General features: G+C 41.1%; 14 protein-coding genes. 12 read left to right on the top strand and 2 right to left on the bottom strand.

Translation table 11 applies throughout. The annotated features are described in order from the left end of the window. The first annotated feature begins 16 nt into the window (after positions 1-16). Complete coding sequence (locus tag HNR77_RS14755; RefSeq protein ID WP_184185593.1) at positions 17-1,423, top strand: glycoside hydrolase family 1 protein; 1,407 nt, start codon at positions 17-19, stop codon at positions 1,421-1,423. A gap of 93 nt (positions 1,424-1,516) precedes the next feature. Further along, positions 1,517-2,365 (top strand): BglG family transcription antiterminator, encoded by an 849-nt coding sequence (locus HNR77_RS14750; RefSeq protein ID WP_184185589.1) that lies wholly within the window; start codon positions 1,517-1,519, stop codon positions 2,363-2,365. 252 nt (positions 2,366-2,617) lie between these two features. Here the strand turns inward: HNR77_RS14750 and HNR77_RS14745 are convergent, their stop codons facing one another. Continuing rightward, positions 2,618-3,583 (bottom strand): LacI family DNA-binding transcriptional regulator, encoded by a 966-nt coding sequence (locus tag HNR77_RS14745; protein WP_184185586.1) that lies wholly within the window; start codon positions 3,581-3,583, stop codon positions 2,618-2,620. Between the two features lie 133 nt (positions 3,584-3,716). Between HNR77_RS14745 and HNR77_RS14740 the strand changes: the two genes are divergently transcribed. After that, complete coding sequence (locus HNR77_RS14740; protein WP_184185583.1) at positions 3,717-5,039, top strand: 6-phospho-beta-glucosidase; 1,323 nt, start codon at positions 3,717-3,719, stop codon at positions 5,037-5,039. A 164-nt stretch (positions 5,040-5,203) separates the two neighbouring features. Here the strand turns inward: HNR77_RS14740 and HNR77_RS14735 are convergent, their stop codons facing one another. Beyond that, on the bottom strand, positions 5,204-5,878 hold the full coding sequence (locus tag HNR77_RS14735; RefSeq protein WP_184185580.1) for a GntR family transcriptional regulator: 675 nt from the start codon (positions 5,876-5,878) through the stop codon (positions 5,204-5,206). Between the two features lie 225 nt (positions 5,879-6,103). On the opposite strand from HNR77_RS14735, the gene ytxJ reads away from it, so the two are divergent. From ytxJ to HNR77_RS14690, 9 genes are all read left to right on the top strand, one after another. Next, entirely contained in the window at positions 6,104-6,442 is a 339-nt protein-coding gene (ytxJ, locus tag HNR77_RS14730; protein ID WP_145325439.1) for a bacillithiol system redox-active protein YtxJ, read from the top strand. Positions 6,443-6,483: 41 nt separating this feature from the next. Continuing rightward, positions 6,484-6,948, top strand: a complete 465-nt coding sequence (locus HNR77_RS14725) for a DinB family protein (protein WP_076331731.1) — start codon at positions 6,484-6,486, stop codon at positions 6,946-6,948. A gap of 36 nt (positions 6,949-6,984) precedes the next feature. Continuing rightward, positions 6,985-7,476: an OsmC family protein gene (locus HNR77_RS14720; protein WP_184185577.1), complete on the top strand. Its 492-nt coding sequence runs from the start codon at positions 6,985-6,987 to the stop codon at positions 7,474-7,476. Positions 7,477-7,516: 40 nt separating this feature from the next. Then, positions 7,517-7,858 (top strand): thioredoxin family protein, encoded by a 342-nt coding sequence (locus HNR77_RS14715; protein ID WP_105598996.1) that lies wholly within the window; start codon positions 7,517-7,519, stop codon positions 7,856-7,858. A 142-nt stretch (positions 7,859-8,000) separates the two neighbouring features. Next, the gene (locus tag HNR77_RS14710) at positions 8,001-8,681 is read left to right on the top strand and encodes a hypothetical protein (protein WP_184185574.1); all 681 of its coding nucleotides are present in this window, start codon (positions 8,001-8,003) and stop codon (positions 8,679-8,681) included. Between the two features lie 45 nt (positions 8,682-8,726). Continuing rightward, a complete protein-coding gene (locus tag HNR77_RS14705; RefSeq protein WP_311768629.1) occupies positions 8,727-9,431 on the top strand; it encodes a cytochrome c biogenesis CcdA family protein in 705 nt (234 codons plus the stop codon). Positions 9,432-9,447: 16 nt separating this feature from the next. Continuing rightward, positions 9,448-10,011 (top strand): TlpA family protein disulfide reductase, encoded by a 564-nt coding sequence (locus tag HNR77_RS14700; protein ID WP_184185568.1) that lies wholly within the window; start codon positions 9,448-9,450, stop codon positions 10,009-10,011. A 683-nt stretch (positions 10,012-10,694) separates the two neighbouring features. After that, complete coding sequence (licT, locus tag HNR77_RS14695) at positions 10,695-11,537, top strand: BglG family transcription antiterminator LicT (protein WP_184185565.1); 843 nt, start codon at positions 10,695-10,697, stop codon at positions 11,535-11,537. Positions 11,538-11,644: 107 nt separating this feature from the next. After that, the gene (locus HNR77_RS14690) at positions 11,645-13,576 is read left to right on the top strand and encodes a beta-glucoside-specific PTS transporter subunit IIABC (protein WP_184185562.1); all 1,932 of its coding nucleotides are present in this window, start codon (positions 11,645-11,647) and stop codon (positions 13,574-13,576) included. The last annotated feature ends 34 nt before the right edge of the window (positions 13,577-13,610 follow it).

Here is a 13,610-nt window from a genome sequence, read left to right as displayed (position 1 = left end):
GGAGGAGAAATTCATAATGAATCAAGGGTTTCCTAATAATTTCTTATGGGGCGGCGCAACAGCCGCCAACCAGTGTGAAGGAGCATTTTTAAAAGACGGTAAAGGGTTAAGTACGGCAGACGTAATGACTTCAGGGGATCTCGATTCTCCCAGAAAAATTACTGAAAGCATTATTGAAGGCGAATACTATCCGAGCCATGTAGGTATCGATCACTACAATCGGTTTAAGGAAGATCTTGCTTTGTTTGCAGAGATGGGATTTAAGTGTTATCGCCTGTCCATTAATTGGACACGTATTTTTCCTAATGGAGACGAAGAAATTCCAAATGAGGCAGGATTAGAATATTACGATCAAATATTCGACATATGCAGAGAATACGGGATTGAGCCATTGGTTACAATATCCCATTTTGAAACCCCCCTCGGATTGTTGGAATATGGTTCATGGGAAAACCGCAAGGTAGTTGACTTTTATTTAAACTACTGTCAAGTTATTTTTAATCGCTATAAAGGCAAGGTAAAGTACTGGATTACATTTAATGAGATTAATGTTATGTCAACTAAGGCCTGGATGGCTGGGGGGATTAATTCGGATAATGAGCAGACAAGAATGGTTGCAGCCTATCATCAGTTTCTAGCTAGCGCTAAGGCTGTTCAGCTTGCGCATGCAATTGATCCGGAAAATAAAGTCGGAATGATGTATGCCGGACACTTTTCGTATCCCAACAGTTGCGATCCCGAAGATATGCAAGCTAATGCTGATTTCATGCAGAAAATGTTGTTTTATTGCGACGTACAATGTCGAGGTTATTATCCGGCATACAAGTTAAAGGAATTTGAACGTCAGGGGATTGTTTTACCTATTCGGGAAGATGATTTGGAACAATTATTGAAAGGGAAAGTTGATTTTCTGTCGTATAGTTATTACTTAACACATGTCGTTGGGAAGGAAACCAGCACAGAATTTAAAGGATTAAATGGCGTGAAAACAGGATACAAAAACCCTTATCTGCCAACAACAGAATGGGGATGGAGCATCAATCCGATGGGACTTCGATATTCGTTAAATCTACTATATGACCGCTATCAAATTCCGCTGATGATCGTGGAGAACGGAATGGGCGCGGTCGATAAGGTCGAGGAAGATGGGAGTATCCATGATTCGTATCGAATCGATTATTTGCACCAACATATAGAGCAGATGAAAAAGGCCATTGAGATCGACGGTATTCCTGTAATGGGGTATACCATGTGGTCACCGATCGATATTATCTCGGCGAGCACGGGTGAAATGAAGAAAAGATACGGACTAATATATGTGGATGTGGATGATTATGGAAATGGGACGTTTCAACGCATCAGGAAAGACTCGTTCTTTTGGTATCAGCAAGTAATTCAGTCGAATGGTAGCGATCTCGATTAATGATGTTGTTCGTAATCGCCTTGTTCTTTGTGTAGATTGCTATCTAAATCGTTTAAATTCCCTTTAGATTAGTGAAATGGAAGAGGTGATCAAATGAAGAAGATAAAAAAAGTATTGAATTCAAATGTGGTTTTAGCAGAGGATCAGCAAAAAAATGAATTTATCCTTCTAGGCAAAGGCATTGGATACGGAAGGAAAATGGGAACTGCGATTGAAGAGCATCAAGCCGATCAAATTTTCATTCCCGTCGAAAACATTAAAGTTAAAGAATTTCTTGGTCTTTTGGACACCATTTCTCCAGTGTTTGTGGAACTAACACAAAAGATCGTAACGTATGCGGAGAAAGAGCTTTCGGTTACCCTTAACGCGAGTGTTTATTTTATGCTGATGGACCATTTGAGTTTTGCGGTGGAAAGGCACAAGAAAAACATCAATATAACAAATCGGGTATATTGGGAAATCAAAACTTATTATCCCAAAGAATATAAAGTGGGCGTGTTTGCTCTTCAGCTGATGAATCAAACTCTGCAAACGGATCTACCTGTTGAGGAAGCAGCTAATATTGCTTTTCATTTAATTAATGCTCAAGGGGAGCACAGTGATTCTTCCGACGGAATGAAATTTGCCAAGATGATCGGAAGCATCGTTAACCTGGCTAAGTATACGTTTAATATTGAGATGGACGATGATAATGTTCATTACAGTCGGTTTATCACCCATATCAAATTTTTTGTGGAACGATTTTATTCAGGTCAGATGTTGAATGATGAGAGCCACGTTCTATTCGAGCATATCGCTAGCTTGCATCCTGAGGCCATGTCAGGGGCATTTAATATCCGAGAATATATTGAGCAAGTTTACGGAAAAGCTGTGCCAAACGAAGAGTTGGCATACCTCGCAGTACATCTGCATAGGTTAATTAACTACAATCAGCTCGGGTGACTGAATTTTCAAAATGAGTAACCACTAAATCGTACTGCCGATTTAGTGGTTTTTCGTATGTTTTTCTGGGAGAACCCAAAAACTCCATCGGATTCCATATGGCTTTCAGAATTGTGGCAAGCTAGTGCGAACCGGCAAAAGCAAGGCTACCTGTACTCACACCTTCTAGATAGAAACGACCAAGTGTGAGAAAAAGTCCAATTAAACTCCAGATCATTTCATAAAAAATGTGGGATGATAATATTGTGATAGTCATGTTGATTGTCGTTCAACTAAAGTATATTTCAGAGGGATTAACTCTTTGGTAGTGGTATCAAGCATGTTTTGAATAATCGTGAAAGCATTCTCTGCTTGCTGATCAACTGGATAATGAATTGTCGTCAAATCGAATAAATGAGCCACCTCGGTATTATCAAATCCGATGATCCCAACGTCCCCTGGAACCGAAAATTTAGACCTCCGTAGTTCAGCAATAAATCCGGCTGCAACCTCATCATTAGCACAAAAAATAGCATCAGGTCTGTTTGTTTGTGCAATCCACCATTTTGCAAGTTCTTCTCCGTCTCGCACATAAATCTTATCCTGAAAATTCGGGAAGTCCACCGTCAATTTATATTTGGTAATAAAGTCAGCGTATGCTCTCATGCGCTCTTTTGTGTTAAGTCCGTTAGATATGGGATATACACTAAGGATCTCTCTGTATCCTTTGAGGTATAAGTGTTCGAGTCCAATCCTATATGCTTCGTATTGATCCATAAACACAGAGGGGATATAACTGTTTTCAAGCCGCTGCCATGTGACGATCGGGCCATATTTGGTATAGGATTCGATAACCTTCCACTCATTGCTTCGGAGCACGCATACTATAGCGTCCAGTTGTTTCCGTTTCAGCATTTCGAGTGCCACCAGTTCTTTCTCTACCTGACCATTCGTAATGAACAGAGTGATGTTGAATCCGTGTTTCTCGGCAGACTGGGTGAAGGCCTGCATGAATCTGATAAGTAGCGGATTGAAAGCGACTGCAACAATTCCAATCAAACAGGTAGCGCCCTTTTTTAGAGATATTGCATTGCCGTTAGGTACATAATCCAGTTGTTCCATAATTTCAATTACTTTCTTTCTGGTTGATTCGCTTACGTGGGGGTGCCTATTGATAACACGTGAAATGGTTGCAGTAGATACACCCGCCAAACGGGCGATCTCGCTGATATTTGCCATGTATTCCACCTCTTTGTTGTATTCTTGCCATCCCAATGAGTAAATTCCGTAGCATTCGTGCTTGACATGTAATGCATTACACAAATTACAGTACAACTATGATTCAAATGCTCTCACATCAGGAGGTAAAGATATGAAAAAAGGATTAAAGATTGTAACAATCGGCGGTGGTTCCAGCTATACACCGGAACTCATGGAAGGATTTATTAAACGCCATCATGAACTTCCTGTCAAAGAATTATGGCTTGTGGACATCGAGGCGGGGAAGGAAAAACTCGAGGTCGTTGGTGCGATGGCTAAACGCATGGTAAAAGCCGCAGGGATCGACTGTGAAGTTCATTTATCGCTAGATCGCCGGGAAGCATTAAAGGATGCTGACTTTGTAACTACACAACTTAGAGTAGGGCTGATGGATGCCCGTATCAAGGACGAAACCATTCCCAATAAATATGGAATGATTGGACAAGAAACAAATGGGGCAGGAGGCATGTTTAAAGCTTTTCGAACCATTCCGGTAATTTTAGATATTGTTAATGATATGAAAGAACTCTGTCCGGATGCATGGCTCATTAACTTTACCAATCCTGCAGGTATGGTGACCGAAGCGGTTCTCCGTTACGGAAAGTGGGACAAAGTGATCGGACTATGCAATGTTCCTATTATGTCCACCAAAATTGAATCAGCCGTATTGGAAAAACCGGAGGAGGAACTATTCTTCAAATTTGCGGGCATTAACCATCTGCACTGGCACAAGATTTATGATAAGTCAGGACAAGATCTTACCCTTGAAGCAATCGACAAAATGTACGGACCAGAAGCCAAAGCGGATAAAATGGTTGAGAATATCAAAAATATGAGATTTTTGCACGAACAGGTTCTCCAATTGAGAATGCTTCCTTGTCCATACCACCGTTATTACTACATGACGGATGCCATGATCCAGGAAGAGCTGGAAGAAGTAAACACAGTCGGTAGCCGTGGTCAAGTCGTTAAACAGTTGGAAGAAAGCCTTTTTGAACTTTACAGGAATCCGAAGCTGGATTACAAACCGAAAGAGCTGGAAAAAAGAGGTGGTGCGCATTATAGTGATGCTGCATGTGAGATCATCAATTCCATTTATAACGATAAAGGGACTCGAATGGTTGTAAGCACTCGGAACAACGGGGCAATCAGTGATCTGCCGACTGAGAGTGCGATTGAAATTACAAGCATGATTACTTCTCACGGTGCAGAACCTGTTCATTTCGGCTCATTCCCTTCCGCACAACGAGGATTGTTGCAAGTAATGAAAGCAATGGAAGAACTCACTATAGAAGCAGCTGTGACAGGCGATTATGCTACGGCATTACAAGCATTCACCATGAATCCGCTTGTTCAAAGTGGCGACACAGCAAAGGCCTTGCTGGATGAGTTGCTTGAAGCCCACCGAACTTATTTGCCACAGTTTCATCAATAAAATAAGAATGGTTAACAGGACAACAAATATTCATCAGCACTAGTCACCTGATCACATAGAATATCCCTGAATTCCACGGGTTGGATTAATTCGTACCGAATTCAGGGATATTCTGATTAAATGCGTACATAAACAAAAGTAAACCTAATCGTATACGTTTGCTCTTATTGCAATAGCATGTCGAATAACAGAGTCACATCTTGGGGCGAGCTTACAGATATTATTTTTGTTTCTGAAGATCCAGCTTTCTTTTTTACAACTTCCGTCATTTCGTTCACGGTAACTACCACATCCGCTTTTTGTATAGCTTGAAAAAGCTCCTCGTCTGGTGTTGAGATATCAATCGTTTGAATATCTGCGGAAGAACGACGCTGGATTTCGTCCAGATAAAACAGGCAGGCCATAGTTTTGCATTCAATGAAAAGGTAACGCTTCTTCTTCTCGTGTTTGGCTCCAAATAATTGTGTATATGCAAATCCTGACAACATGACATTTTCTATATTGAAACCTTGTTCAAATGCGTCTTTTACGGTCTTCTCCACGAATGAAAAATAAGGATTTTGCTGCTTGAATTCCTTTATCCGTTCTTCATTAGCTATTCGAGTTCCTCGTCCTTTTTGCATGATCAGCAGTCCTTCTTCTTTGAGCTGTGAATATATCCACTGTATCGTGTTTCTATTAACAGAGAGCTGCTCCGCTAATTCATTCGTTGAAGGCAAAGCATCATCCGCTTTCAGAAAGTCTTTACTGATCAGCCATCTAATTTGTTCTTTAATTTGTACATTAATAGGCAGTGGAGATTGGGGATCTGTTTTGAAGGGCAAACGAGAATGTTCCATATAACCATCCAACTTTCTGGGTTAACTAGTGTTCTAGATAAGCTCAATATTAAAACAATCGTTCACAAAAATCAATGAAGGGCATAAAACAATAGGAATAATGGTTTTATATGAGAACAGATCATCTTGACAAATATAAATCATTCGAATAACATTATCCTAGTTAACCAATTAACTATGTAACTAGACATCATGAAATGATTATTCTACTAAGGAGTGATTTTGTTGAACTGGAAAGAGATATCGACACTCGACCAATGGAAAGAAGTATTGGAACAGTCGGATCAACGCGGAAAGATAATACTTAAGCATAGCACTACATGCCCAGTGAGTGCGAATGCACTAGCAGAATACGAACAGTACATCAAAGAGAGCCACACTGAAGACATTGATTTTTATCTTGTTAAGGTCTTTGAATCGCGACATGTGTCTAATCAAATTACTCAGGATCTTGATGTTAAACATGAATCTCCTCAAATTATCTATGTTAATAACAAAGAGAAATTTTGGACTGCCTCTCATTGGTCGATTACAAAAGAACACATAGCCGCTGTTTTGAACTAATAACTACTACTTTATAAACCTAAAATGAAGGATGGTATATAATGAATTATTCACACTTTGCCAAACAGTTAGATATCACTCGCGGAAATTTATACAAAGTATTGGAATCGGTATCCGAAACTAGCGCCGACAAACAACCCGTCGGATTCAGTAACACGATACGTTGGAATGTTGGGCACATTCTTACAGTAGCTGAAATGTTTATTTTCAACAATCTCCAAACTTCTGGCCTACCTAAGGAATATACCAGCTTGTTCGCTCCCGGTACCAAACCCTCTGACTGGACAGGTGAGCTCATTCCGTTGTCAACATTACTTGCGCAGTTGCAGGATCAGGTTGTACGCATCAAACAACACGTAGAGATTTATTCTGATGAAACCCTGCCAGAACCATTGAAATTGGGACCTGTTCTCCAATTGAATAGCATGGGGGAAGTGTGTAACTTAGCCCTGTATCACGAAGCGATGCATACGGGATTCATCCATGCCTTAAAGCGCATCGTCTAAGGGAAACTGACTGGATAATAAAAGGAGCTGATCGACATGGCCGATATGAAATCTAATTTGAACACTGCATGGTATAAAGACACTAAAGGTAGCGGTAGGCTGAAGGCAGATTATCTTAAAACGAATATCGCGATTCCCGAGTCTTCGGGAGGGAGTGGGGAAGGAGCCAATCCTAAAGAATTATTGGTTTCCTCTGCCACTACTTGTTACATCATGACACTCGTGTATATGTTGGAACAGAAGCAACTGTCAGTTACTGGAATAGTGATGAACACAGAGGCTGTAAATTCCAAAGAAGAAGGATTTCGAATTGTCCATCTTCCTCAAGTTATTTTGTCCGCGAATTCCACTGAAGAGCAGATTCAGTCTGTGCGCAAAATCATGATTAGCGCAGAGCAAGTGTGTGAAGTAGGAAATCTGCTCAAAAAAGCAGGTGTTCAGATTGAAGCAGAAGGCAAAGTAGAGATTGAATCTGGTACAGATGTAGTAAGTCAATACATTGAGGAAAATCAACTAAACTGGGATTGACGTTCATTCATAATGTAGGTTCGTCAGTGAGGATACAGATATGAAAGAAATGATGGAATTAACTTCGCTAGATATGGTGGAACGGTTTGTTAGTGAACATGAATTAAGTTTTTTATATGTATCTCAAACGAATTGCAGTGTTTGTCATGCATTGCTCCCTAAGATCAAAATGCTATTAGAAGAATATCCTAAGATTCAATTGGGGCATATCGACATTCACAATGTAGAGAGCATAGCAGAGAAATATATGATTTTCACAGCTCCGATCATGTTGCTGATCATAGAACAGAAGGAATATGTCAGAGCAGATCGATTTGTTCGCTTTAACGAGCTTAAGCATAAACTGGATCAGATATACGAATTGTACACCCAGTCCATGTAAACCCAATAAATCGGAACTCTTGGGAACAACACCGGGCAAAAGTCACAGTTACTTGAGCTGGCACCAATCAAATTTGGAGCCAGCTTGATTCATTTCCCGTTGATTACTTGTGCCGACTGTGCACTCGAATAGGAGATATGCCTTGCAGTTTATTACAATTGGTCCTTTCAATATTAGCCTGGAAATGTTGATCGTTAGTGCTTCCGTACTTGCAGGGTATTTAGTCTTAAAATGGCGTCTGCATGTACTGCGAAACGTTGAAGGAACTTCGATCGATCATCTCATGACAAACATTTTGATTGCAGGTCTCTTTATTTGGAAATTCAGCCCGTTGATTTTGGACTTTCAGCTAGTCATTCACGATCCGTTGTCCCTGATCTACTTTAACGGAGGAACAAATGGCCTCTGGATTGCTGCCTTGTATGGCTGCATCGTGTTGATGATTCATACGTGGAGAAAGAAACTTTCTTTTTTTATGTTCCCTGACCTCTTGCTGACGTTCTACCTGGCTTCATCAGCCTTGTATAGTCTGTTATATTTTATCCTTCTCCAAGGAGGAGTTCGATCTTTAGCGTTAGGCTTGCTCGGCTTGGTTATGGTCATCACTCAATTCAAATTCAGCAACCAACGAATGCTGTCTTTTCTAGGATTGGTAGTAACCGTCTTATGGTACAGCGTGGGCAGAGCAGTGATCGCCTTTGTGGACGGAAACAATGAATTTGTTGTACACGGAATTGCCGCTGAACAGCTGTTTTTTCTTAGTGCAGCATGCATCTCTTTTTTGACTAAAATCATGCTGGAGAGGCGAACCGAACACGATTGATTTTTGGGGGAATCTGGTCCGTGAAGGAGTGACGATTTGGAACAAGTGACGCTTTTAGTAGCATTTACAGCAGGTGCGCTTTCGTTTTTCTCCCCTTGTGTCTTCCCGCTTGTACCTGCTTATGTTTCACATATCTCGAATACAATGGTTGAAGCAGGAAGGATTGCGGCGAATCGGAAACAATTATTCCTCCGATCGATCGGTTTTATTCTTGGTTTTGGCGTTATTTTCGTATTGATGGGAGCTTCCGCTAGTGCCATCGGGAGTTTCATTTCTATGCGCAGGGAATTAATCGAGAAGTTCGGCGGTATTTTAATTATCGTATTCGGATTGCAGATGATGGGTTTGCTGAAACTCAAGTTATTGATGAATTCGAAGCCCTTGCAAAACGAAAAAAAATATGGTGGCTGGTTCGGTTCCTTTTTTCTCGGACTGGCCTTTGGTGCAGGTTGGACGCCGTGTGTAGGACTCGCATTATCCTCCATATTAATCTTGGCTGGTTCTTCTGAATCCCTATATCAAGGGATTGGTTTCTTAGCGGCTTATTCATTAGGCTTGGGTATTCCTTTTTTACTTATTTCACTTTTAGTTACATTTTCGCTATCAATCGTTAAGCTCATTAATCGGGCCCTTCCTCTGTTGAGCATATTCAATGGAGCCATCATGGTGGCTTTGGGCGTTATGCTGTATACCGGGAGTTTCCAACGATTAAGTGCAATGCTTGCCAAGTACTCATTTTTCAATTTCTAATGGAGGACTACTGCTCGTGAAAAATATTCGCAATATGCTCGTTGGCGTTTTTCTGACAGGCTTGGTTGTATGGGGAGTCTACGATCATCTGCGCGAACAAAATGAATTGAAGTTTCATGATAACGCGAACGGTATCAACGGCATAGAAACAGGCATCCAGGCGGGCAAAATTGCACCAAATTTTGAGCTGGCATCCCTGGATAACGAAGAAATGTCGCTGACTGAATTGAAGGGAAAACGGGTTTTGCTGAATTTCTGGGCCACTTGGTGCCCACCGTGTCGTGCCGAAATGCCACATATCGAGAAATTTCATGAAGAGTATAAAGATCAGAACGTTGTCGTCATAGGGATCAATTTGAGTTATACGGAAGATTCGATAGAAGATGTGTCAACATTCCTTCGAAAATATAATGTAACCTTCCCTATTTTGAAAGATGATAAGGCTCGGGTAGCTGATTTATTTGCGATCCACTCGTACCCGACCACCTATATGATTGATTCCAGTGGGGTTATTCGCCAAAAATTTCAAGGTGCAATTACGTACGATACGATGAAAACAGCGATGGATTCCATGAATTGAAACGCTTTTGGTAAGAAGGATGTCTGGCATTGTCACGTAGCTTGGGGAGAAAGTTCAAGCAAGTTTCCAGGTCTTGCAATTTTGTGGAGGAAGGGATAGTACGATGACATTGATTTATATCTTATTGGGGCTGGCGGCGGGTATATGGGGACTGACTCAACTATAGCCTCTGCGTTCCCTTACTTATATTAATATCGAGTACTTGGACCTCACTCAAGAACGTTGGGGAAAGGTGAAAATCCTGGATGTCAGAGACGCGAGCGAGTATTGTGGAGCAAACATATTGAGCCGCATGATGAAGTATTCATCTTTTCCCGCAGTTGGTTTCAGCGAAAAAAAGCTGCCAGAATTCTGGCACGTCGGGGCTTTCTGCAGTTGTATGCTGTTAGAGGTTGTTTTCTTTCAACTAATAAGGGAAACGTGGCATCTCCGTGTCCATGTATGCAATGAAGCGTTTCATTAATAGCTGTGCAACAGATTTAAGGCAAAAACAAGCAGTTGAACAAGTTAAAACGGTTATTGCTAAATCTTTCGGTCGCGGCTATAATGAGAATGCGAGTTAAGGATAGTGATTGTTTAATTACAAGCTAGACCTGCTTGCACATCGTGAATTTGCGCTATATTTAGCGTTTATTTCGAGATGTGCGGGTGGGTCTTTTTATTTGTATTAAGGGGGGAATGAGATGATTATTCTTAAGATCCTTAACAATAATGTGGCAGTTACACAAGACAAATTGGGTCAGGAAATCATTGTCATGGGCAAAGGAATCGCTTACCAGAAGAGAATAGGCGAGGCCCTTGACGAGCAATGCATTGATAAAATTTACTCACTTTCTACCAAGGAGGCATTTATCAAATTTCAGGAACTTCTGACGGAAATCCCTTTAGATTACTTCGATGTTGCGGATAGAATCATAAATTTTGCAAAAATGACGTTAGGCAAAAAACTGAATGATAGTGTATATATATCGCTCAGCGACCATATTTTCTCAACCGTAAGCCGTTTCAAAGACGGGATCTCCCTCAAAAATGCTTTACTTTGGGATATTAAACGGTTTTACGCGGATGAGTATAAAGTTGGTTTGAAGGCGCTTCAATTCATCAAGGAGTCTTTTGATATTCAGTTTCCGGAAGATGAGGCTGGTTTCCTTGCTTTGCACATCGTCAATGCGGAGGATCGCCAAGTAAGTCAGGATATCTACAGAGTGACTAAAATCATTCAGGAAATTAGCGACATTGTCAGGTATTATTTTCAAATTGAATTCGATGAGCAATCCGTAGCATTCTATCGATTTATTACGCATCTGAAATTTTTTGCTCAACGATTAATCAGTGGAAATTTGCATGAGAATGAAAGCGATCAGGATCTTCTGGATGTGATAAAAGAGAAACATCAGAATGCGTTTCGTTGTGTGGGGAAAATCGAAATCTACATCAAAAACAACTACAATTACAGCCTTACGGGTGAAGAAAAGCTGTATTTGACGGTCCACATTCAACGTGTGGTGTATAAGACACGATCATAACGTAACCATGAAAGGAGGTGAGGGTTTAAAAGCAAGCCAGGATGGTGACATTAAGTTGGCCAAACCCTTCACTATGCTGTTTCAGCTAGAATATGGAGGAGAACATAATGGGAAAATATCAACAGTTAGCGGAAGAGATTGTGAATCAACTAGGGGGATCAGATAATATTGGTGACCTCACTCATTGCGTTACAAGGTTAAGATTTCATCTGAAGGACGATTCCATACCCGATGATGAAGTTATGAAAAAGCTCGACGGGGTAGTAACAGTCTTACGTTCAGGTGGGCAATATCAAGTCGTTATTGGAAATCATGTTTCTGAAGTTTATTCGGAGGTCAACTCACTGGCTAAACTGAATTCAGACAATACAAGTTCTTCAACCGAAAAAGGTGTTAAAAAGAAAAAGCTGCTGGACGCTTTCATTGATGTAATATCAAGCTTGTTTCAACCTATTCTTGGCATTCTATTAGCTGCGGGGATGCTGAAAGGCTTCAATACGTTGTTCAGCACACTAAATCTTTATACAACGGATAGCGGGGCATATATGATCATTAATGCCATGGGGGATGCTTTGTTTATGTTCCTCCCTGTATTTTTGGGATATACATCTGCTAACAAGTTTAAAGTACAACCCTTTATCGGTATACTCATTGGATTAGCTATGTGTTATCCCGCTATTCAGTTGGATGCCTTGGCAGGATCCAGAGAGCCACTTTACACGCTATTCAGCGGATCTGCCTTCAGTTCTCCAGTTTATCTGGATGTGTTCGGCGTTCCATTGATCAGCATGAACTACACATCCACTGTTCTCCCAATCATCATCGTTGTTTATTTTGCTTCTAAAGTTCAACATACCGTGGATAAGATTGTTCCGAGTGCGGTTAAATTTTTCATGATCCCGATGGTCACGGTGCTGATTTCCTTATCCTTGGGCTTCCTATTGATCGGACCTGTTGCGAGTTATGCGTCTGAATTGATTGCTCAAGGCATACTGGTGGTACGAGACGCAAGTCCATTATTTGCAGGATTCCTTTTGGGGCTCTCATGGCAAGTACTTGTCGTGTTCGGACTGCATTGGGGACTCATCCCTTTATATATTAACAACATTACGAGCATGGGTTACGACACCATCATGGCTTCCGTCTTTGCAACATCATTTTCCCAGTTGGCCATTGTGCTTGCAATTATTGTGAAAACCAAGGATAAAAAGCTTAAGGCTCTAGGCTTCCCTTCGGCCATTTCTGCATTGTTTGGCATCACTGAACCGGTCGTTTACGGTATTATCCTGCCGCGAAAGAAGCTGTTTATTATGAGCTGTATCGTTTCGGGCGTTGCCGGCGGATTTTACGGACTGTACAACCTTAGAGAGTTTACTTTCGGTGGATTTGGTGTATTTGAGTTTTTGACTATGTTCGACCCTAATGAACCAGGCACGTCTAATATTATAATTGCCATCATTGGTGTAGTGTTTGCCATGATTGTCTCATTTGCATTAACACTCGTCATGTTCAAGGATGATAAGACGGAAGCTGACTCTGCTACATTGTCTGTAGATCCACCTCAATCGATGTCTAAGACTGGAAAAAAACATACGATGCTCAGTCCGATGAACGGGGAGATCATTCCGATTAAAGATGTGCAGGATGGGGCTTTCTCGCAAGAACTACTTGGCCGAGGGATAGGAATTCGTCCTTCTACAGGCGAGCTGTTTGCCCCCTTTGCCGGAAGGATTGTTACGCTATTCCCGACCAAACATGCCGTTGGAATAATTTCGGATGAAGGAATGGAAGTATTGATTCACATTGGTTTTAACACCGTTCGGTTGAAAGGAAAACACTTTGAAAGCTTCGTTCAAGAAGGGGACATTGTGCGACAGGGACAGAAACTGGTCGAATTTAACATTGCTGAGATCGAGAAAGAAGGATACTCCGTAGAAACGCCAATGATTGTTACAAACACGGAGAATTATCTGGAAATCGTCGAGACCAAAGAAAATAAAGTGAACGCAGGCGATGTGCTGCTTACAGGCTTGTTGTAAGAGAATAATTATATATTTTATAAATAGAGGGAGA

It is taken from the genome of Paenibacillus sp. JGP012 (genome assembly GCF_014203995.1).
Classification (GTDB): domain Bacteria; phylum Bacillota; class Bacilli; order Paenibacillales; family Paenibacillaceae; genus Paenibacillus; species Paenibacillus silvae.
Note: the sequence above shows the minus strand (reverse complement) of the source record. Positions and strands in the feature narration are given on the sequence as shown.

Coding starts and splice junctions, on each gene's coding strand:
- HNR77_RS14740 (WP_184185583.1), top strand. CDS start 3,717: ATGAAAAAAGGATTAAAGATTGTAACAATCGGCGGTGGTTCCAGCTAT.
- HNR77_RS14720 (WP_184185577.1), top strand. CDS start 6,985: ATGGCCGATATGAAATCTAATTTGAACACTGCATGGTATAAAGACACT.
- licT (WP_184185565.1), top strand. CDS start 10,695: ATGATTATTCTTAAGATCCTTAACAATAATGTGGCAGTTACACAAGAC.
- HNR77_RS14750 (WP_184185589.1), top strand. CDS start 1,517: ATGAAGAAGATAAAAAAAGTATTGAATTCAAATGTGGTTTTAGCAGAG.
- HNR77_RS14755 (WP_184185593.1), top strand. CDS start 17: ATGAATCAAGGGTTTCCTAATAATTTCTTATGGGGCGGCGCAACAGCC.
- HNR77_RS14725 (WP_076331731.1), top strand. CDS start 6,484: ATGAATTATTCACACTTTGCCAAACAGTTAGATATCACTCGCGGAAAT.
- HNR77_RS14745 (WP_184185586.1), bottom strand. CDS start 3,583: ATGGCAAATATCAGCGAGATCGCCCGTTTGGCGGGTGTATCTACTGCA.
- HNR77_RS14735 (WP_184185580.1), bottom strand. CDS start 5,878: ATGGAACATTCTCGTTTGCCCTTCAAAACAGATCCCCAATCTCCACTG.
- HNR77_RS14690 (WP_184185562.1), top strand. CDS start 11,645: ATGGGAAAATATCAACAGTTAGCGGAAGAGATTGTGAATCAACTAGGG.
- HNR77_RS14715 (WP_105598996.1), top strand. CDS start 7,517: ATGAAAGAAATGATGGAATTAACTTCGCTAGATATGGTGGAACGGTTT.